15 protein-coding genes are annotated in these 20,094 nt (G+C 44.3%); 2 read left to right on the forward strand and 13 right to left on the reverse strand.

Annotated elements, in window-relative coordinates; genetic code table 11:
- Positions 1 to 9 precede the first annotated feature (9 nt).
- From bamA to rpsB, 9 genes are all read right to left on the reverse strand, one after another.
- Positions 10 to 2,256: an outer membrane protein assembly factor BamA gene (gene bamA / locus ICE94_RS00225; protein WP_216150794.1), complete on the reverse strand. Its 2,247-nt coding sequence runs from the start codon at positions 2,254 to 2,256 to the stop codon at positions 10 to 12.
- A gap of 56 nt (positions 2,257 to 2,312) precedes the next feature.
- Complete coding sequence (locus ICE94_RS00230; protein WP_216147159.1) at positions 2,313 to 3,383, reverse strand: RIP metalloprotease; 1,071 nt, start codon at positions 3,381 to 3,383, stop codon at positions 2,313 to 2,315.
- Entirely contained in the window at positions 3,380 to 4,576 is a 1,197-nt protein-coding gene (gene ispC / locus ICE94_RS00235; RefSeq protein WP_216147162.1) for a 1-deoxy-D-xylulose-5-phosphate reductoisomerase, read from the reverse strand. The genes ICE94_RS00230 and ispC overlap by 4 nt, the downstream gene beginning before the upstream one ends.
- On the reverse strand, positions 4,573 to 5,415 hold the full coding sequence (locus tag ICE94_RS00240) for a phosphatidate cytidylyltransferase (protein ID WP_216147165.1): 843 nt from the start codon (positions 5,413 to 5,415) through the stop codon (positions 4,573 to 4,575). Before ICE94_RS00240 ends, ispC begins: the two co-directional genes overlap by 4 nt.
- Positions 5,416 to 5,423: 8 nt before the next feature.
- Positions 5,424 to 6,206 carry a polyprenyl diphosphate synthase gene (gene uppS, locus ICE94_RS00245; RefSeq protein ID WP_216147168.1) on the reverse strand — a complete coding sequence of 261 codons (783 nt, stop codon included), beginning with the start codon at positions 6,204 to 6,206 and terminating at the stop codon, positions 5,424 to 5,426.
- Between the two features lie 21 nt (positions 6,207 to 6,227).
- The gene (gene frr / locus ICE94_RS00250; protein WP_216147171.1) at positions 6,228 to 6,788 is read right to left on the reverse strand and encodes a ribosome recycling factor; all 561 of its coding nucleotides are present in this window, start codon (positions 6,786 to 6,788) and stop codon (positions 6,228 to 6,230) included.
- Between the two features lie 12 nt (positions 6,789 to 6,800).
- Complete coding sequence (pyrH, locus tag ICE94_RS00255; RefSeq protein ID WP_216147174.1) at positions 6,801 to 7,511, reverse strand: UMP kinase; 711 nt, start codon at positions 7,509 to 7,511, stop codon at positions 6,801 to 6,803.
- 88 nt (positions 7,512 to 7,599) lie between these two features.
- On the reverse strand, positions 7,600 to 8,481 hold the full coding sequence (gene tsf, locus ICE94_RS00260) for a translation elongation factor Ts (RefSeq protein WP_216147177.1): 882 nt from the start codon (positions 8,479 to 8,481) through the stop codon (positions 7,600 to 7,602).
- Entirely contained in the window at positions 8,481 to 9,230 is a 750-nt protein-coding gene (gene rpsB / locus ICE94_RS00265; RefSeq protein WP_216147180.1) for a 30S ribosomal protein S2, read from the reverse strand. Before rpsB ends, tsf begins: the two co-directional genes overlap by 1 nt.
- Positions 9,231 to 9,402: 172 nt before the next feature.
- Here rpsB and map point away from each other — a divergent pair, with 172 nt between their 5' ends.
- Entirely contained in the window at positions 9,403 to 10,233 is an 831-nt protein-coding gene (gene map, locus ICE94_RS00270; RefSeq protein WP_216147185.1) for a type I methionyl aminopeptidase, read from the forward strand.
- Positions 10,233 to 12,797 (forward strand): [protein-PII] uridylyltransferase, encoded by a 2,565-nt coding sequence (locus tag ICE94_RS00275; protein WP_216147187.1) that lies wholly within the window; start codon positions 10,233 to 10,235, stop codon positions 12,795 to 12,797. The genes map and ICE94_RS00275 overlap by 1 nt, the downstream gene beginning before the upstream one ends.
- Here ICE94_RS00275 and ICE94_RS00280 read toward each other — a convergent pair.
- The 4 genes from ICE94_RS00280 to smc form a co-directional block, all read right to left on the reverse strand.
- Positions 12,786 to 13,271: an NUDIX hydrolase gene (locus tag ICE94_RS00280; RefSeq protein WP_216147190.1), complete on the reverse strand. Its 486-nt coding sequence runs from the start codon at positions 13,269 to 13,271 to the stop codon at positions 12,786 to 12,788. The two genes, ICE94_RS00275 and ICE94_RS00280, sit on opposite strands and share 12 nt — an antisense overlap.
- 245 nt (positions 13,272 to 13,516) lie before the next feature.
- Positions 13,517 to 15,514, reverse strand: a complete 1,998-nt coding sequence (gene ligA, locus ICE94_RS00285) for an NAD-dependent DNA ligase LigA (protein ID WP_216147194.1) — start codon at positions 15,512 to 15,514, stop codon at positions 13,517 to 13,519.
- A gap of 2 nt (positions 15,515 to 15,516) precedes the next feature.
- Positions 15,517 to 16,545 (reverse strand): cell division protein ZipA C-terminal FtsZ-binding domain-containing protein, encoded by a 1,029-nt coding sequence (locus ICE94_RS00290; RefSeq protein WP_216147197.1) that lies wholly within the window; start codon positions 16,543 to 16,545, stop codon positions 15,517 to 15,519.
- Positions 16,545 to 20,060 (reverse strand): chromosome segregation protein SMC, encoded by a 3,516-nt coding sequence (gene smc, locus ICE94_RS00295; protein WP_216147199.1) that lies wholly within the window; start codon positions 20,058 to 20,060, stop codon positions 16,545 to 16,547. Before smc ends, ICE94_RS00290 begins: the two co-directional genes overlap by 1 nt.
- Positions 20,061 to 20,094 lie beyond the last annotated feature (34 nt).

Consider the following 20,094-nt stretch of genomic DNA (forward strand, 5'->3'; position numbering starts at 1 on the left):
CTCACTATATTAGAACGCTGTACCAATTTGGAACTGGAAGCGCTGCAAACGATCTTCAGGCTTTTTGCTCACCGGAATACCATAACTGAATTTTAACGGACCCAAGGGAGATATCCAAGATAGTCCAAAACCATAAGAACTTCTTAAGCCTGAAAAGCTGGGGGCGTTCTCATAAACGTTACCTGCATCCATGAAGCCAAAAAGTCTTAATGTTCGATCCACGCCAGACCCAGGGATTGGGAAGGTATATTCAACGTTACCCACCAACTTAGAGGCACCACCGATAGGTCTTCGAATTCCATTGGCGGCGACATCATATGGGCCTAGAGAACCAGGCTGAAAACCCCTCACAGAGCCAATACCACCGACATAGTAGTTCTTGGTAATCGGAAAAGGTTTACCCGTGTAAGTGTCACCATAACCTACCTCGCCATTGAACGAGAGAATATTACCCTTCGTTAATGGATAAAAATATTGTTGTTGATAAAAGACACGGTAGTACTCTAAATCACCCAAAGCAGTACCCAACTCAAAGTTAGCCTGCTGATATGTACCTCGAGAAGGAATCAAAGCACTATCACGACGATCTCTAGCCCAACCAATCGTAAATGGGATATTGAGGTTTTGATTACCGTAGGTATTGACATATCTCTGATAACTAGCCGGTGTATTTACTGTGGTATTAATTTGCAGTTGCTCAAGGCCCAAACCAAAGAAGACACGATCCACTTCAGAATAAGGAACGCCTAAGCGGAAGTTACCCCCTGTAGCATCAATTTTGTACTCTGAGTCACCCGTATAGAAGAGTGGTCGACTACTCCTTGTATAAACCTCAGTGAATCGGCTAATCCCGTCCTCAGTAAAGTATGGGTCAAAGTTGGACAGTGAGATAACTTGATTAATACGGCCTGTATTGACGTTAAGACCAATACTAGTGCCTGTACCAAAAGCATTATCTTGAGTGATACCCGCTGTCAAAATCAGTTTGTCTGTGGACGAAAAACCCGCGCCTAAACTCAAAGCTCCAGTGGGCTTTTCTTTAACTTTGATGCCTACGTCTACCTGGTCTGGTGTGCCAGGAACATCTTCTGTATTGACATCAACCTCAGTAAAGAAACCCAAACGATTAATGCGATCCTTGGACAGCTTTAATTTCTCGCTATCAAACCACGCGCTTTCTAGCTGACGCATCTCGCGGCGAATCACTTCATCACGTGTTTTATTGTTCCCTGAAACATTGATATTTCTTACGTAAGTTCTGCGACCGGGGTCAACATTCAAAACCAAATCAACCGTTCTTTTATCTTTATTCAAATTCGGCTGAGGATTGATTGCAGCAAAGGCATAACCATACACACCCAATTTATCAGCAATAGCTTTGGTGCTCTGAGTTAACTGGGCTGATGAGAACACATCACCATTTTTGAGTTTGACTAACTTAGTTAACTCATCCTCTTTACCAAGCAATTCACCCGTTAACTTGACCGAAGAAAGCTTATATTGCTCACCTTCTTTGATATTGATATTGAGATAGATGCCTTTTTTATCAGGCGAGATGGAAACTTGCGCTGACTCAATTAAAAATTCAAGATATCCTCGATTGAGATAAAAAGAACGAATTGACTCTAAGTCTGCAGTCAATTTTTGCTTAGAGTACAAATCGTTTTTGGTATACCAAGATAGCCAATTAGGCGTCGACAAACTCATCTCATCGCGTAACACGCTCTCTTTGAATGCTTTGTTACCGATGATGTTGATTTGGACAATTTTTGAGACTTGTCCTTCATCGACGTTAAAGACAATCGCTACACGATTGCGTTCAATGGGGGTGACTGTAGTGATCACTTCAGCAGCGTAGAAACCTCTAGACACATACTGGCGCTTTAATTCTTGTTCAGCTTTATCAATTAAGGCTTTATCGTAATAACGAGCCTCTGCAACACCGACGGCTTTGAGTGACTTTCTAAGAGCATCCTTGTCAAACTCTTTAATGCCAGTAAATTCGATTTGGGAGACTGCTGGACGCTCTTCTACAATCACTACTAGAACAGCTCCCTCGGATTGAATCTTAACGTCTTTAAAGAATCCCGTGTTGTAGAGCGAGCGAATCGCATCCGCACCCTTATCATCGGTAAAAGTTTCCCCGACACGCACTGGCAAATAACTAAAGACAGTACCGGGTTCAACACGCTGCAAACCTTCCACACGGATATCTTTAACTACGAATGGATCAGCCGCGACAGCAACACCGTTCATTAAGCAGGCGGCAACGACCGCCAGAGGGGATAAATATCGTTTTTTATTGAGCTTTTTCAACGTAAAAATAGCCTAGTTATATCGTTAAACACCGCTAGTAATGTCAGAAACATGATACTAGCCATTCCAATTCTCTGAAAGATTGCCTGCACTGCCTCAGGAATACGTTTACCAGTCAGCAACTCCCATGCATCATACATGAGCTGACCGCCATCTAGCATGGGTAAAGGAATTAAATTCAAAATCCCTAGGCTGATGGAAATAAGTGCCAAAAATCCAAGATATGACTGGATACTCGTTTGCGCAGTTTTTCCAGCCATCTCAGCAATACTAATGGGCCCCCCAATCTGTTTTACAGAAGATTCACCCGTAAATATACCCGCTAGCATTCTCACAGAAATAATCGATATATCCCAGACGCGTTGAGTCGCTAGTTGAATAGATTCCCCGAGCCCAAAACGTAGCTCAAATAAATCGCTTGTGTCTGGGACCTGTATTTGTATGCCAAGCCCAGAGATAGGGTCAATGTCTGGACTTAGCGGGGGTAATTGAGCAGTTTTAAAATGGACCTCTTCCATTCGACCTTCACTCGTTTTGACTTGAAGTACAAAACCTTCTTTATCCGTAATGGAATCGAGCAATCTCCAGCGCAATTGATTCCAGCTTTTTATCTCTTGAAAGCCGGCTGCATTCTCTTCCCTAAAACCGACCACCTCATCACCCTGGTAAATACCAACTTGGTAGGCCAATGATTCTTTCACCGGCTCCGATAAGCGCGCCGGAACTTGCGTCACGCCACTTGAAAATAAAACCACAAAGAGCGCGATCGCCAAAATAAAATTGGCAAGAGGGCCAGCCGCAACAATCAAAGAGCGGCGCCACAGGGCTTTTTCTTTAAACGACTCCTCGTCCAACTTGACATATCCACCCAGTGGCAAGGCACTCAATGCCCACTGTGTAGACGATGGATTTTTTTGATAACTGAACAACACCTTACCAAAACCAACTGAAAATCGCTCTACCCTGACCCCGGTCATGCGAGCGGCCAAATAATGGCCATATTCATGAAAACTGACCAGTAGACCAACTGCAACTAGGAACGCGAGCAAACTCCAAATGGCTGTCATCTGTAATACTTCCTCAATATTTGTGTGGCACTCTGGCGCACTATCAGGTCTTCCTCTTGTAGCTGTTCAATGCTCTGCATAGCTTGTGCGATGTAATTATTGAGCACATCTAAATTGACATGATAAATGTCACTAAAAGAGATCTGATGATTCAAGAAAGCATCGACAGCAATTTCATTGGCTGCATTCAAAGCCACAGAACTTGTCCCGCCATTGGCTATGGCTTGATACGCTAAGTTTAAGCATGGGAATCTTTTGGCATCGACAGCAGAAAAATCTAATTGAGCCATGCTCTGTAAATCTAGCGCCTTGACACCACTCGGCATTCTATTCGGCCAAGCTAAACCATAGGCAATTGGAATCCTCATATCTGGATTGCCCATTTGAGCAATCACGGACCCATCACTGTATCGAACCATAGAATGCACAATACTTTGTGGATGAATAACAACCTGAATTTTATCGGCTGACATACCAAATAGATGATGAGCTTCTATTACTTCCAAACCTTTATTCATCATCGTTGCAGAATCAACCGATATCTTTCTGCCCATCACCCAATTAGGATGAGCGCAGGCTTGCTCCGGAGTGACCTCTTTCAGATCCGCAATGGGCCAGTTTCTAAATGGCCCTCCGGATGCAGTCAATACCAACTCATCGACGCCTAACTGATGATAATTTCCTCTAGCACTACTCGTCTGATTGGCATCAGGTAAGCACTGATAAATTGCGTTGTGTTCACTATCGATCGGTAATAGCTCTGCAGAGCCAGCCTGAATCGTTTTCATAAACAGATCGCCAGCAACTACCAACGCCTCTTTATTGGCTAGGAGAATACGTTTACCAGCTCGCGCCGCAGCCAAAGTGGGCGCCAAACCTGCCGCACCGACAATCGCCGCCATAACGATATCCACAGTGGGTGAGCTGGCAATACTCGCTAAACCATCAGATCCACAAAGAACTTCTGGCTGATAAGCACATGCCTTAATCTTATTCTGATAATCAGCGAAGTAGCTTTTATCAGCTAACCCAACTACTTTAGGTTTATGAATTTGAATCTGTTGCACTAGCAGATCTATGTTGCGATTAGCTGTAATTGCATAAACCCCAAACCGATCCGGGTCACTAGCAATCACATCTAGTGTATTGACTCCAATTGAGCCTGTTGACCCTAGGATTGCCACCTGCTTCATGTACGGCTCCAGTAATAAACCAACAGGGCGCAGGCTGGCAGAAACGGCAATAAAGCGTCAATACGATCTAAGACACCCCCATGACCAGGTAACAAAGAGCTACTATCTTTAACCCCGGACAAACGTTTTATTTGTGACTCAAATAAATCACCTTGAATGCTCAAAGCAACAAAAACTATCAGCAATATCAAGGTTCCTGAGATTCCGCTCGTGCTCAGTAACCAAGTATAAAAATTAGCATTACTGAAATCATTTAGCCCATAAGCCATGCCAAAACCCAGAATGATTACAAGCACCAAACCCCCTAAGGCTCCCTCCACGGATTTGCCTGGACTTAAACGTACTGCAAGCTTGTTCTTGCCCCACTTCTTGCCTGTGAAATAGGCACCCACATCCGCAATCCAAACCAAGATTAATGCACTTAATAAAAATAAAGTACCGTTGGATCGGAGAATCATCAGTGCAAACCAACATGCCGGAAGTATGAGTAGGCCCGCTAAGGCTAAGGGCCAAGACCATCGGGACAGTGACAAATCTAAAGATTGACGCATAAGAAAAGGAACTACGAGCAACCAAAATAATGTTGCCAGCCAAAGAATCCCCAAAATGACAACATTAGAGCCTAAGACTAAAAAAATGAGCAAGCTAAGCAGTACCAGAGCTGCATAGAAATAAGCTCTTGAATGATGCGCCGGAAATAACAGGCGCCACCACTCCCAAGCTGCCAAAACAATGATCACTCCAAATAAAACTGCGAGCGCCTCAATATAGCCCCAAATTAATATTGGTAAAAAGATTCCTAAAAGCACCAAAGCAGTAATGACGCGTTGTTTTAACATCAAAAGCCTTATGGAGAGTCTGGTGCGTCGGATTCGAGTTGCGCACTGGTTCGCCCAAATCGACGCTCGCGTTGGCGGTACCATGCAAAAGCTTGTTCAAGAGCTTGATCATCAAAATCAGGCCATAAAGTATCTGTGAAGTACAACTCTGTATAAGCCAATTGCCAAAGCAAGAAATTACTCATTCTTTGCTCACCACCAGTGCGAATAAATAAATCAGGCTCTGGTGCAAATGGCATAGATAAATACTGTGTAATATGATCTTCGGTCAGGCCCTCCTGACTCCATTCAGGATGAGCCACAAGCGCCTGATTCACGGCATTCAATAGATCCCAACGGCCACCGTAGTTAGCAGCAATTGTCAGTTGTAAACCCGTATTACCGGCTGTGCGAATCTCCGCTTCCTTAATCTTCTCCTGAATCACAGGATCAAAAGCACTGAGATGTCCTATAACCCGCAGTCGAACTTGATTTCTATCTAGCCGAACAATTTCTTTCTCTAAGGCAGTTAAAAACAACTTCATCAGGAAACCGACCTCTTCAGGAGGTCGGCGCCAATTTTCTGAACTAAAAGCGAATAGAGTTAAAAATTCAACGCCTTTTTCCGCGCAGGATTTCACCACCTGCCGGACCACCTCTAAACCCTGTGAATGACCAGCAACGCGCGGTAAAAAACGTTTATTTGCCCAACGACCGTTACCATCCATAATGATGGCAACATGCCTTGGAATGTCTCCAACTTCAGGTATTGCCTGAGTTGAACTGCGATGTGTAAAAAGTCTTTTGACCATAAATCACTGTCTAAGCCAAGCTTAAACAGTCATGATCTCTTTCTCTTTTTCAGCAATGACTTTATCAATATCAGCCACGAAACGATCAGTCATTTTCTGCACATCATCTTGTGAACGACGCTCATCATCCTCAGATATTTCTTTATCTTTGGCTAATTTTTTTAGAGCCTCATTAGCATCGCGCCTCAGATTTCTGACTGCAATCTTGGCATCCTCACCTTCAGCTTTGACCACCTTAGTTAATTCCTTACGACGCTCTTCAGTTAAGGGTGGCATCGGTACGCGAATCACATTCCCTTGCGTTGCTGGATTTAAGCCTAAATCTGAATCTCTAATTGCTTTCTCACAGACCGAAACCATATTCTTTTCCCACGGTGTAACGGTCAAAGTTCTTGCATCAGCTAAGCCTAGATTAGCCACCTGACTAAGAGGTGTTGGATTGCCGTAATAGTCCACATTAATATGCTCTAGCAACCCTGGGTGAGCTCTACCGGTTCTGATTTTGGCTAAGTTGGCACGCAAAGCGTCCAATGACTTTGCCATTTTTTGTTCTGTGTTTTTCTTAATATCACCTGCTGACATAACTGACTCCTCTTAAACATGCACCAAAGTACCTTCAGCCTCACCCATCACAACTCGCTTTAGGGCACCGGGCTTGAGTATTGAAAAGACCTTAATGGGTAATTTACGATCACGACATAAAGCAAATGCAGTCGCATCCATCACTTGTAAATTTTTAATGATTGCCTCGTCAAAACTAATCGTGTCGTAACGAGTAGCGCTAGGGTCTTTTTTAGGATCACTGGTATAAATTCCGTCAACTTTAGTCGCCTTGAGAACCACTTCGACATTCATTTCTGCGCCACGCAAAGCGGCTGCAGTATCGGTCGTGAAAAATGGGTTTCCAGTACCCGCGGCAAATATAACGACTTTACCCTCTTCCATGTGACGAATTGCCCGGGGGCGAATATAGGGTTCAACCACCTGATCCATGCGCAAAGCAGATTGAACGCGCGCTTCTACGTTTTTTTGACGCAAGGCATCTTGCAGTGCAAGTGAATTCATCATCGTGGCCAGCATACCCATATAGTCGGCAGTAGCTCGATCCATACCAGCCGCACCGCCAGCAACGCCCCTAAAAATATTACCGCCCCCAATGACAATGGCAATTTGCACGCCACTTTGCACTACCTCAGCGATATCTCGAACCATGGCATCAATGGTCGTTGGATTAATACCGAAAGCATCATCGCCCATGAGGGCTTCACCGGACAACTTTAGGAGAACTCTTTTGTAGGCAGGCATTTAGATCTCTTTTTTAATTTAAATATGCCAAATTATAAAGGGCGCGAAGCATGACTCCGCGCCCTTTTTTTAGATCAAGAAAAAATGCTTAAGCAGTCGCTTTTGCAGCAGCTACTTGAGCCGCCACTTCAGCAGCGAAATCGTCCTGACGCTTTTCAATACCCTCACCTACCACGTACATAGTGAATGACTTCACTGTTGTATTGGCTGCTTTGAGCATTTGCTCAACAGTTTGCTTGTCGTTTTTCACAAACGGTTGATTGAGCAAAGATACTTCTTTCAAATATTTTTGCACTGCACCATCGACCATTTTGGCGACAATCTCAGCAGGCTTACCAGATTCAGCAGCCTTTTGCTCCGCAACACTCTTTTCCGCGGCAATCTTATCTGCTGGGACATCAGCGGTAGATAAAGCGATTGGCTTCATCGCAGCGATGTGCATGGCAACATCTTTTGCAGCCACCTCATCACCAGTGAACTCAACCATCACACCAATACGTGTGCCATGTAGATAAGAAACTAATTTGCTATCGCCAGAGAAGCGCTTAAAGCGACGGATCGACATGTTTTCACCAATACGACCAATCAATTCAGAACGAACTTCTTCAACAGTTTTGCCAGCATGGGGTAAAGCAGACAAAGCTGCTACATCAGCTGGGTTCTTCTCAGCCACTAATTGGGCGCAAGCCTGACTCAAGGCGAGGAAATCATCATTCTTAGAAACGAAATCAGTTTCACAATTGACCTCAATCAAAGCACCTGTACCGCCGCTAATGAACGCGGCAATAACACCCTCTGCCGTCACACGAGAAGCAGCCTTACTCGCCTTACTACCTAGTTTGACGCGCAAAATTTCTTCAGCCTTAGCCATGTCACCATTAGCCTCAGTGAGTGCTTTTTTACACTCCATCATAGGTGCGTCGGTTTTCGCACGTAGCTCACCAACCATTGCTGCAGTAATAGCGGCCATTACTCGTCCTTTCCTTCTTCTACAAACTCATCGGCATTTTCTTTAACGGCGTCAAGTACTTGCTGAACGGCATTTGCTTTGCCATCCAAAATGGCATCTGCCATACCGCGCACGTAGAGAGCAACCGCTTTGCTAGAGTCATCATTACCAGGGATGACATAATCTACGCCTTCTGGTGAGTGGTTAGTATCAACCACTGCAATCACTGGAATACCTAATTTTTTAGCTTCTGTAATCGCAATCTTGTGATAGCCAACATCCACCACAAAGATGGCATCAGGCGTGCCATTCATATCTTGGATACCGCCCAATGACTTTTCTAACTTCTCGATCTCACGTGACATGGTCAACGCTTCTTTCTTAGAAAGACGTTCCCAATCGCCATTATCACGGGCAGCCGTCATGTCTTTGAGACGCTTGATTGAACCTTTAACTGTTTTAAAGTTAGTTAAAGTACCACCCAACCAACGTGCGTCAACGTAAGGCATACCTGCACGTTTTGCTTCATCCGCAATGATTTCTTTAGATTGGCGCTTTGTGCCGACAAAAAGAATCGTGCCACGATTGGCAGCCACTTGACGAACAAACTTTTGCGCCTCCAAATACATAGGCAAAGTTTTTTCTAGATTGATGATGTGGATTTTATTTCTTTGGCCGAAAATATAAGGGGCCATTTTGGGGGACCAGAAGCGAGTTTGATGGCCAAAGTGGCAACCAGCTTCTAGCATTTCACGCATGCTAACTGACATAATTTCTCCTAAGGGTTAAAACTTGAATCAAATCCAGACTGCACTAAAAAATGCCACCCTTAAGGATTTGATTCGCGATTCTGGCAAGTAAAGCTTGACCAGTGGCCGAAATTGTAACCGAAATATCGACATAAAGCCATGAAAATCTTGAACATATAGGCGATAATGGGGTATGTTGACAGAAACCAAAAAGCCCACCACCGCAGAGTTCATTGCTGGCATGCGTGAAGCAGGACGACTTGCAAGCGAAGTCCTTGATTACATTACACCTTTTGTCAAACCCGGGGTCACAACGGGCGAGCTGGATCGTTTATGCCATGAATACATGGTTCAGGAGCAAAAAACCATCCCAGCACCACTCAACTATCAGCCACCTGGATATCCACCCTTTCCCAAGTCCATCTGTACATCAGTCAATGACGTCATTTGCCATGGTATTCCTGGGGACCGGATCTTAAAAGATGGGGACTCTGTCAATCTGGATATTACTGTTATCACCCCTAGCGGTTACTACGGAGATACCAGCAGAATGTTTCTCGTTGGCGATGCTTCAATCATGGCCAAGCGTCTTTCACAAATTACTTATGAGGCAATGTGGCTAGGTATTGCCCAAGTTAAACCTGGAGCCACACTGGGCGACATAGGACACGCTATTCAAACCCATGCAGAGCAAGCCGGCTACTCTATCGTTCGTGAATACTGCGGTCATGGCATTGGTCAAGTCTTTCATGATGAACCTCAAATTGTTCACTACGGCAAGCCAGGCATAGGGCAAGCCTTGGTCGAAGGTATGACATTTACTATTGAGCCCATGGTCAATGCAGGCAAAAGAGATATACGCACCATGCCTGACCAGTGGACGGTTAAAACCAAGGATCGCAGTCTATCTGCACAATGGGAGCATACCTGCTTAGTAACAGCCACTGGCGTAGAAGTTCTAACCTTATCAGCAGGAAGTCCTCCGCCGCCAGAATGTATTGGAAGCCTTAAATTTAGTGCCTGATGGATACAGTAACTCACCTCAAAACTGAGCGAGAAGACTTATTTGCGCAATTTAAGCAAGATTGCAATGTACAAAAATTAGCACGTCAACTCTGTGATATTACAGATACTCGCTTAATTCAGGCGTGGGATAAACACAATATCGGCATTTCAGCCAGCTTGCTCGCTGTGGGCGGCTTTGGGCGTAAAGAACTTTTTCCTTATTCCGATATCGATATCCTCGTTTTGCTAGATGACACCCTTCCTGAAGAGGAAAAAGCCTCCTTACTTAAAAAAATTGAGAGATTTATTACCGAGTGCTGGGATTTAGGTCTTGAGATTGGTTCATCGGTCAGAAGCGTGCATGAATGTTTACATGAAGCCGACCTCGATATCACCGTGCGCACTGCAATGCTCGAGTCACGATTGATTCATGGCAACAAAAAGCTTTATCGTGAATTTCAAAATCAATTCAATGCCTCCATCGATGCAAAAAGTTTCTTTCAAGCAAAACTTCTCGAACTCAGGCAACGTCACCATAAATTTAACGATACACCCTACGCTTTAGAACCTAACTGCAAAGAAAGTCCGGGCGGCCTGAGAGATCTACAAGTGATTTTGTGGATGACAAAAGCAGCAAAACTCGGTGATAGCTTTGCTGCTTTACATAAAAAAGGCTTACTAACCAAAAGAGAATCTCTTGAGATTAACCGTAACCTGCGTTTTTTACAAACCCTCAGAACACATTTACATCTCGTTGCAAAACGTCGCCAAGATGTCTTGGTGTTTGATTTACAAACACAGCTAGCTGAGAGCTTTGGTTTAAGCAATCTTCCCGGTAAGCGTGCGAGCGAGCAAATCATGAAACGCTATTATTGGGCTGCGAAAGCTGTTAGCCAGCTCAATGAAATTCTTCTACAAAATATTGAAGCGCTACTCTTTCCACGTGAATCAAGTACCACAAGAGTTCTCAATGATCACTTTGTCGAGCGACAGGGATTATTGGAATTAGTAGATCCCCAATTATTTGAAAAAGATCCCTTACAGATCCTGCAGGCTTTTCTAATTTTTACCAAAAACCCATCCATTACGGGCCTCTCAACGGATGTCTTAAGAGGCCTCTATAACGCAAGACATTTGATGGATGCCAAATGGCGCAATCATCCTGCCAATAAATCTTGCTTCATGGAAATCATTGCCCAGCCACAAGGTATTACCCAAGTATTTCGTTTAATGAATGAAACGAGTGTTTTAGGTCGATATCTCCCAGCCTTTAGAAGAATCGTCGGGCAAATGCAGCATGATCTATTTCACGTATATACCGTCGATCAACACATTTTGATGGTACTCAGAAATGTGCGGCGCTTTTGGATCGTCGAGCATACGCATGAATTTCCTTTCTGCAGCCAACTAGCCGCCAACTACGATAAACCTTGGTTATTAATACTTGCAGCCCTCTTTCATGATATCGCTAAGGGCCGCGGTGGCGACCACTCTGAACTTGGCAAAAAAGATGCAAAAGCCTTTGCCAAGCAGCATGGCTTGAGTAAAGAAGATACTGAGACGTTAGTTTGGTTGGTTGCCGAGCACCTCACGATGAGTCAAGTTGCTCAAAAACAAGATATTAGCGATCCAGAAGTCATCAAATCATTTGCGAAACGAGTTAAAAATGAAAGGCGTCTCACAGCGCTCTATCTACTGACAGTGGCAGATATTCGCGGTACCAGCCCTAAGGTTTGGAATGCTTGGAAAGGTAAATTGCTAGAAGATTTATATCGCATGACCCTCAGAGTTTTAGGCGGCGCTAAACCAGATCTGAACTCTGAGCTAGATCGCAACCAACAGGAAGCTAGACAACTATTAAGACTCTACGGCTTAGTGCCTGATGCGCACCTTGAACTGTGGAAACAACTAGACATACCCTTTTTCCTTCGTCACGAAGCCAGTGATATTGCATGGCTTACCAAACATCTCTATCACAGAGTCTCAACTCCTGACCCCGTGGTTAAAGCGCGCTTATCGCCTGCAGGAGAGGGCTTACAAGTTGCGGTTTATGTCAAGGATCAGCCTGATTTGTTTGCTCGTATATGTTCTTACTTTGAGCAACGTGGCTTCTCCATTTTAGATGCGAAGATTCATACCACCCACCATGGTTACGGACTTGATACTTTTGAGATTGCAGGCACAAATCTGCTCCGCGATGGCGGACATTACCGTGACATTATCCAGTTAGTGGAACATGAGCTTGCACAAACCTTGATGAATCCAAGCCCACTACCAACACCTAATAAAGGTCGCTTATCCAGACAGTCGCGTAGCTTCCCAATTCAGCCCAGAGTGAGTTTGAGGCCCGATGAAAAGGGTCAATACTATGTGTTGACTATCACCGCAAACGACCGCACCGGACTACTTTTTAATATTGCCAAAATTCTCGCAGAACAAGATATCTCTTTACACACCGCAAGAATTAACACCTTAGGTGAACGTGTAGAAGACGTCTTTCTTTTAGCTGGAAAAAATCTGTCTCAAGACGCGAAAATACAGATTGCGCTAGAGACAAAGATTCTTGAAATGCTATCCGAGTAAACGATCAATAATTCTCCTCAATCTCACATTTTTTATATCAGTAAAAGATAGCCATTCAGCGCAATATTCAGCCTCACCAACCTTACCTGTGATTTCTAAAACATAGGCAAAATCAAGGTGCCAATGAGACGGCTCATTTTTGTGAATATTTTCGGGTATGAAATGTAAATCAATATCTATAGGCTTTAACCATCTTGAATCAGCAACTGTGCTGTACCCTGTCTCCTCATAAACCTCTCTAATCGCACACTCTAATGGAGTCTCGTTAGGCTCAAGGTGACCACCCGGTTGTAAATACTCGTTCAAATACTTATGCCTAATAACTAGAATTTTTTCATTACTTAAGAGTATTCCGCTACCGGTAATATGCCAGTTTTTACCCGTCAAATCTAAGCTTATCTGATTGGATATCAACATTTGATTCAAATTATTATAAGAATGATTTATGGTTGGGTTATTGAGATGGAAAGACATAAGAATAAGTCCTAAAAATTATCAACAATACTGAGGCGCTTAAGGCCACTCCAATTTTTTATCGATTGACTCACCAAGTAAAAAATGTGAGATAACAATAGATAAAAAAGTAGTACAACTTAAAATTGAGAAACCAATTATTGGAAAGTAACTTGTTGAGACCAGAATAAAACTAAATATTAGTTTCTATAAAGAAAATTGATAGCTGTAAAGTAAGTAGGAAATTACTTATTTTTATGTAGGACTTAACGACCAACTAAAGCAAGTAAGGTCAGTTCATCAATTACCTCGATGCCTAACTGTTCGGCTTTTTCAAGTTTACTTCCCGCATCTGCACCTGCAACGACATAATCTGTTTTCGCTGAGACAGAGCCTGCTACTTTTGCACCCGCTTTTTCCAGCATGTCCTTGGCTTGCTCTCTGGATAAAGTTGGTAAAGTTCCAGTTAAAACAAAAGTTTTACCGGCAACCGCATCTACTATTTGCTTTTTATCTACTTGGCACTCAATACCACTTGCCATCAAAGCCTCAATCACTTCGCGATTATGAGACTCTGCCATGAATTCAATAATTGACTGTGCCACAGTAGGTCCAACATCTTTAACCTCCAATAATTGCTCATAACTGGCAGTGATTAATGCATCTATGGATTGAAAGTGTTGAGCCAAGTCTTTGCCCGTAGTTTCACCAACATGGCGGATACCTAAAGCAAAAATAAACCGCGCCAAAGTTGTTTTCTTTGATTTTTCGATGGAGGCCAAGAGATTCTGCGCTGACTTCTCCCCCATTCTTTCTAGCTGCACTAGAGACATAAAGCCGAGTCGGTAGAGATCAGCAGGCGTTTTGATGATTTGTTGATCAACCAATTGATCAACCAACTTATCGCCTAAGCCTTCAATATCCATCGCTTTTCTTTGGGCAAAATGCAGCAGCGCTTGTTTTCTTTGTGCCTGACAAAATAAGCCCCCCGTACAACGAGCGATAGCCTCATCTACTGGTCTTTCTATGTGAGAACCACAGATAGGACATTGGCTAGGCATAACAAAAGCTGTTAACTCACTAGAACGCTGCTCTTTAACAACTGAAACAACCTCGGGAATCACATCGCCTGCACGACGCACAATAACGATGTCACCAATTCTGACATCCTTCCTACGTATCTCATCTTCATTATGTAAAGTGGCATTCGTTACGGTCACACCCCCCACCACAACTGGCTCCAATCTTGCCACAGGCGTAATTGCTCCTGTGCGACCCACCTGGACATCAATACCAAGAAGTCGCGTTAGAGCCTCTTGAGCAGGAAACTTATGCGCGACTGCAAAGCGTGGCGCGCGAGACACAAAGCCCAACTCATCCTGCTCAGTGCGTGAATTAACTTTGTATACGACCCCATCAATATCGTAAGGAAGCTGATCTCTAATTTTTCCAATCTGATCATAAAAAGCTAGTAAACCATCAAAGCCACGCACAACCTGTCGATATTCACAAACCGGCAAACCCCAGCTCATGTATGTTTCCATTAATTCTGCGTGTGATTTGGGCACAACCCAACCTTGCACAGCACCTACTCCGTAGGAAAAAAATGAAAGGGGTCGCGTTGCCGTCACTAGTGGATCTAATTGACGCAAACTACCAGCCGCGGCATTCCTTGGATTGGCAAATGTCTTATCGCCTCTTGCGATGGCTTGTTGATTCAGCTGCTTAAATGCATGGTGGGACATGAACACCTCACCACGCACCTCAATAAACTGGGGTGGTCTAGGCGTATTCAAGCGCAGAGGAATTGATTTGATGGTTAAAACATTAGCCGTGACATCTTCACCTGTATAGCCGTCACCGCGGGTCGCTGCCTTTTTGAGCACACCCTCTTCATACCATAAGGAAATAGCCAAGCCATCGAATTTCAGCTCTACTGCATACTCAACACAGTCACGTTCCAGCCCTTCTGCACAACGTTTATCAAAGGCCTGTGCTTCATCTTGTGTCAGAGCATTATTGAGTGAAAGCATAGGGGTGTAGTGCTTCACCTCCGTAAATAAAGCCGAAGCATTACCACCTACTCTTTGACTCGGAGAATCAAGCTGAACCCAATCAGGATGTTGAGCCTCAATCTCGAGCAATTCCCTAAACAATTTATCGTACTCAATATCAGGCAATAAAGGTTGATCTTGCACGTAATAGGCATGATCTAAGCGCGCTAGCTCAGCAATTAAATACTGATAGCGACTGCGCTCTGCCATATTTAAGAAAATAAACGCTGTGCTGTCGGAGTACCAGCTGCAATGCCATGCTCATGCATAAGATGATAAAGACTTTGTAATTGATCGGCAATCGCTCTTATAGCTTCTTCTAATAGAGGGCGACCTGCATCATCAACGACGGTGCCACCGAGTTGCGACGCCATCGTTTGGGCATCACGTAAGATGGCCTGAAAAACATGACTATCTGATGAAACCTGAGGCAAATCCATGATGAAGGTGATGTAACTAATGCCTGCTTCATCGCTTGAAGAATCTATGTCCTGACTATGGACTTCAAATAACTTCTTTTCCCCCTCATACTTGAAATAGCAAGCATGACGATTTGATTTTTTTAAGCCTAAATTAGCAAAACATTGCATCACAGAACTCTGTTGCCAACGACCGCTTAGAGGAACTACTGTTACTCCAAGCTGCACATCTACTTGTGAGGCAAATTGATCGAGTTCCTTGGCTTGATCCAAGATTTGTTGTACCGGAGGCAAATCAATTTCCGCATCTAATTGTTCAGCCAACTCCTGCGCTTTAGCAAAAAAGTCAGAGAGTTCAACAACACCAATAGGCCCTTTTCGACTTGCCATTTGGACCGCCAACTGAAGCTCTAGATAAGTCTCAGTTGGGTTGATTTTTTCCCAACGATCGGACTCGGTTAGACCTTCAAGAATGACCTGGGATGCCGAAAAGTTTTGTATCGGTGCTGACAATATTTGAATCTCTTGACCTGATATAGCCTCAGGTAAACGCAGCGCAACTACACAATCAATCAGAGAGTCAATCTTGTGATCAGGTTTAATTTCTGGAGCACGCGCTTCATCAGTAGGCTCGTTAAAAGTAGGCTCTTGAATTTTATCTAGATGAGGCTCTAATTGAACATCTTCTATCTGCTCTGTCTTGCGCAAACGTACCGCGTTATAAATCATAACAATGATCAATAACAATAGACCAATCAAACCAAGCAATAGCTGCAACTCGGACAAGCCGATTGATGCGGCAAACTCAGCAAATTGGGGCATTAAGCGGCCTCCACCATAGAAGCAGCAGACTCCAAATCAACAGCCACAATTCTGGAAACGCCCTGCTCTTGCATGGTCACACCGATTAATTGGTGAGCGATTTCCATGGTGATCTTGTTATGCGAGATAAAGACAAATTGGGTATTTTGTGACATACGAGCAACCATATCAGCATAGCGACCCGTATTGGCATCATCTAAGGGAGCATCCACCTCATCTAGCAAACAGAATGGTGCAGGATTGAGTTGGAACATTGAGAAAACTAGCGCAATCGCAGTCAAGGCCTTCTCTCCACCTGAGAGCAAATGAATCGTGGAATTCTTTTTGCCAGGAGGTTGCGCCATAACCTGGACACCCGAATCTAAAATCTCCTCACCTGTCATGACAAGCTTAGCGTTACCGCCACCGAATAGCTCTGGGAACAACTTACCGAAGTGCTCATTGACTTGATCGAAAGTGCCCTGCAATAAATCACGTGTTTCGGCATCAATTTTCGAAATAGCATCCGTTAGGGTATTAATCGCTTCATTCAAATCTGCAGATTGAGCATCCAAGAATGTTTTACGTTCTTGAGCACTTGCTAATTCTTCTAGGGCTGCCATATTTACAGGACCTAGAGCGTTAATCTCTTGATTTAAACGATTAACATCAGATTGCAAGGAACTGACCTTCATATCCGGCGTCAACTTCTCCCGGAGTGAGTCAATAGCCGCACCTGCATCAGAAAGCATAGTGGCAAATTGCTCCACATTGAGTCTTGCAGCTTGTTCTTTGAGTTGCAACTCCATGGCTTTATCACGTAATGGTTGCAAACTGCGCTCAAGACTTAATCTTGCCTCATCACCCTCACGCAGACGGTGTGAAATACCATCCATTTCTGTTCTAGCGTTCGCCAATCCAGCTTCTTTGGCACTGCGTTGAATAAGCAAACCTTGCAATTTATCCTGAGCCGCCTCATCTGAAAGTTCATTCAATTGGCTTTCAGTATTTTGTAAAGACTGTTTGATTTGGGCTACTTGTTCCTGGGCCGACTCCTGGTCACGGCTTAAATCTGTCACTCTTTGAGCCAAAGATCGAGAGGTAAATGACGCTTCATTAGCATCTCTTTCTGCATGACGTAATTGCTCACGGGCCTGCTCCAAGGCATGTTGAGCAGCTTGATAAGTATCCTGCGCTTGAGTCAAACTTGCACCGTGCACACCCTTTTCGTTTTGTGCAATATCTAATTCCGCCTGACTCTGATCACGAACTTGTTGTAACTCTTGAATTTGCCCCTTGAGTTCAGCAATTTCAGCATTTAACTGCGTTGCTCTTGTTCGATACTTTTCCTCTGCCTGAGCCAACTGCAAGCGCTCCACTTCAAGCTGATGAGCCTCACGAACATTATGTTCAGCCTGGCTACGAGCCTGTTGTGCTTGCTCCAATGTATTTTGAAAAACAGCCTGAGTACGGTTGGCCTCACTCTGAGACTCATCAAAAATTAATTGCTGGGCTTTAGCCTGTTTATCTAAATTTTCAATTTCTTGAGCACGGGCTAATAAACCAGCCTGTTCAGAATCTGGTGAATACAGCTGTACGCCCACACGAGTAACAACATGACCCTCTTTCACAACCAAGTAGGCACCCTGAGGTAATTGCTCTTTGCGACGCAAAGCATCTTCTAAGTTATCAGCTATGTAGGTGTGAGATAACCACTCTTGTAGTACCGCACGGATACCTGCGTCTTTAATTTGGACACGAGAAATCAGCGAAGTGAGACCCTGGGCATTAGAGTCCTGTTGCGCCAATTGAACATTCGAATAAAAAGCTAGGCGCGATGGCGGCGCATCTTGCGCTAACTGGATAGCTTCCTTTAAATCACCAGCCTGAAGCGCAGTAACACGCTCACGCAAGACTGCTTCAAGAGCAGTTTCCCAACCTTTTTCAACATTTAACTCTTGCCAAAAACGCTGTTTTTTATTTAAGCCCTTCGACTCGAGCCATGGGCCCACCTTGGCTTGTGACTGTACTTTTTCCTGGAGGGCTTGCAGAGCTTCAAATCTTGCACGGGTTTGGCTAAGTGCGGCACTAGCCTCTTGAAAAGCTAATTGAGCTGATAAACGCTGCGCATCCGCTTCAGGTACTTTTAACTGCAAATCCTGAGCACTCTGTTGAGCCTCATCAGCTTTACGCTGAGCCATTTGTTGACGATCTGTGGCCAACTGCAGAGCTTGCATGTCTGGCTCAACCAATCCGCCTAACTCTTGCTGCAGACGCAATTCTTTTTGTTGAATTTGATCTAGCTGTTTGCCACTGGCGAGAACTCGTTCAGCCAAGCTAGCCAAACGCTGATCAGCGCTTGATACAGCAGCACGAGCGAGGTCTAGATTTTTTTGTGCTTCTAGGTAAGCGACCTCAAACGCGGGTAACTTTTCTTGGACTTGTTGCAAGACTCCGGCAAAATGTTCTTCTTGCCCTCGTGCTTGAGTTAACTCTTCATTAGTTTGAACAATCGCTTGCGCAGCTGTAGTTTCTTGAGATAACCAGCGCTGTAATTGCGCCTGCAAATCAGCCACCTGTTGAGATAGGCGGCCACGTGTTTCTTGTACATACCGGATTTCATTTTCCAGCTTAGATACTTCAGCATTCACCTCATACAGCTCACCCTGAGCTTGTGAGACATGATCTTGTGAGGTGTATAAGGCCGTACGCAACTCCTCCAACTCAGCTTCTGCATGTCTTAACTTTGCAGTTTGCTCTTCAAGTTGGACCTGCGCATCACGAATGGCATTTGCAAATTTTTCCTGCTCTTTACCTGCTTCAGTCTGACGCAGCAGCCAAAGGAGATGCTGCTGATCAGTCATCTGAGCGTTTAATTGCTTAAATTTTTCAGCAACTTCAGCTTGGCCTTCCAACTTCACCAAGTTTTGAGTTAACTCACGTAGGATATCCTCGACACGAGTCAAATTCTCACGGGTATCCTCTAAACGAGCTTCAGTCTCTTTACGACGCTCTTTGTATTTTGAAACTCCAGCAGCCTCTTCCAGGAAAATGCGCAAATCCTCGGGTTTTGCCTCAATAATTCTTGAAATCATGCCCTGCCCAATAATGGCGTAAGCACGTGGGCCCAAACCGGTCCCTAGGAACATATCGTAAATATCTTTACGACGTACCGATTGATTATTGATGTAATAACTAGAGGCTCCATCGCGAGTCAGGACACGTTTGACCGATAACTCAGCAAAAGCACTCCACTGACCAGCTGCACGACCATCAGTATTGTCAAAAATTAACTCGACGCTGGCTCGACCCGCTGGTTTTCTTTGACCTGAGCCATTAAAAATCACGTCTTGCATGGATTCGCCACGTAATTCACTGGCCCGCGACTCACCGAGCACCCAGCGCACCGCATCAATAATGTTGGATTTACCGCAACCATTAGGGCCTACTACACCAATTAACTGGCCCGGCAGCTCAAAATGAGTTGGATCGACAAAGGATTTAAAGCCTGAAAGCTTGATGGATTTGAGTCTCACGATTAACTTCTTTTAAAGGAATTACGAAATGATA

Source organism: Polynucleobacter sp. MWH-Loch1C5, assembly GCF_018881775.1.
In the GTDB taxonomy this organism is placed as follows: domain Bacteria; phylum Pseudomonadota; class Gammaproteobacteria; order Burkholderiales; family Burkholderiaceae; genus Polynucleobacter.

Excerpts from the sequence above, each read along its gene's own strand:
- bamA (WP_216150794.1), bottom strand. The coding sequence starts at position 2,256 with ATGAACGGTGTTGCTGTCGCGGCTGATCCATTCGTAGTTAAAGATATC.
- map (WP_216147185.1), top strand. The coding sequence starts at position 9,403 with ATGTTGACAGAAACCAAAAAGCCCACCACCGCAGAGTTCATTGCTGGC.
- pyrH (WP_216147174.1), bottom strand. The coding sequence starts at position 7,511 with ATGCCTGCCTACAAAAGAGTTCTCCTAAAGTTGTCCGGTGAAGCCCTC.
- ICE94_RS00275 (WP_216147187.1), top strand. The coding sequence starts at position 10,233 with ATGGATACAGTAACTCACCTCAAAACTGAGCGAGAAGACTTATTTGCG.
- ispC (WP_216147162.1), bottom strand. The coding sequence starts at position 4,576 with ATGAAGCAGGTGGCAATCCTAGGGTCAACAGGCTCAATTGGAGTCAAT.
- rpsB (WP_216147180.1), bottom strand. The coding sequence starts at position 9,230 with ATGTCAGTTAGCATGCGTGAAATGCTAGAAGCTGGTTGCCACTTTGGC.
- tsf (WP_216147177.1), bottom strand. The coding sequence starts at position 8,481 with ATGGCCGCTATTACTGCAGCAATGGTTGGTGAGCTACGTGCGAAAACC.
- ligA (WP_216147194.1), bottom strand. The coding sequence starts at position 15,514 with ATGGCAGAGCGCAGTCGCTATCAGTATTTAATTGCTGAGCTAGCGCGC.
- frr (WP_216147171.1), bottom strand. The coding sequence starts at position 6,788 with ATGTCAGCAGGTGATATTAAGAAAAACACAGAACAAAAAATGGCAAAG.
- uppS (WP_216147168.1), bottom strand. The coding sequence starts at position 6,206 with ATGGTCAAAAGACTTTTTACACATCGCAGTTCAACTCAGGCAATACCT.
- ICE94_RS00290 (WP_216147197.1), bottom strand. The coding sequence starts at position 16,545 with ATGCCCCAATTTGCTGAGTTTGCCGCATCAATCGGCTTGTCCGAGTTG.
- ICE94_RS00280 (WP_216147190.1), bottom strand. The coding sequence starts at position 13,271 with ATGTCTTTCCATCTCAATAACCCAACCATAAATCATTCTTATAATAAT.
- ICE94_RS00240 (WP_216147165.1), bottom strand. The coding sequence starts at position 5,415 with ATGTTAAAACAACGCGTCATTACTGCTTTGGTGCTTTTAGGAATCTTT.
- ICE94_RS00230 (WP_216147159.1), bottom strand. The coding sequence starts at position 3,383 with ATGACAGCCATTTGGAGTTTGCTCGCGTTCCTAGTTGCAGTTGGTCTA.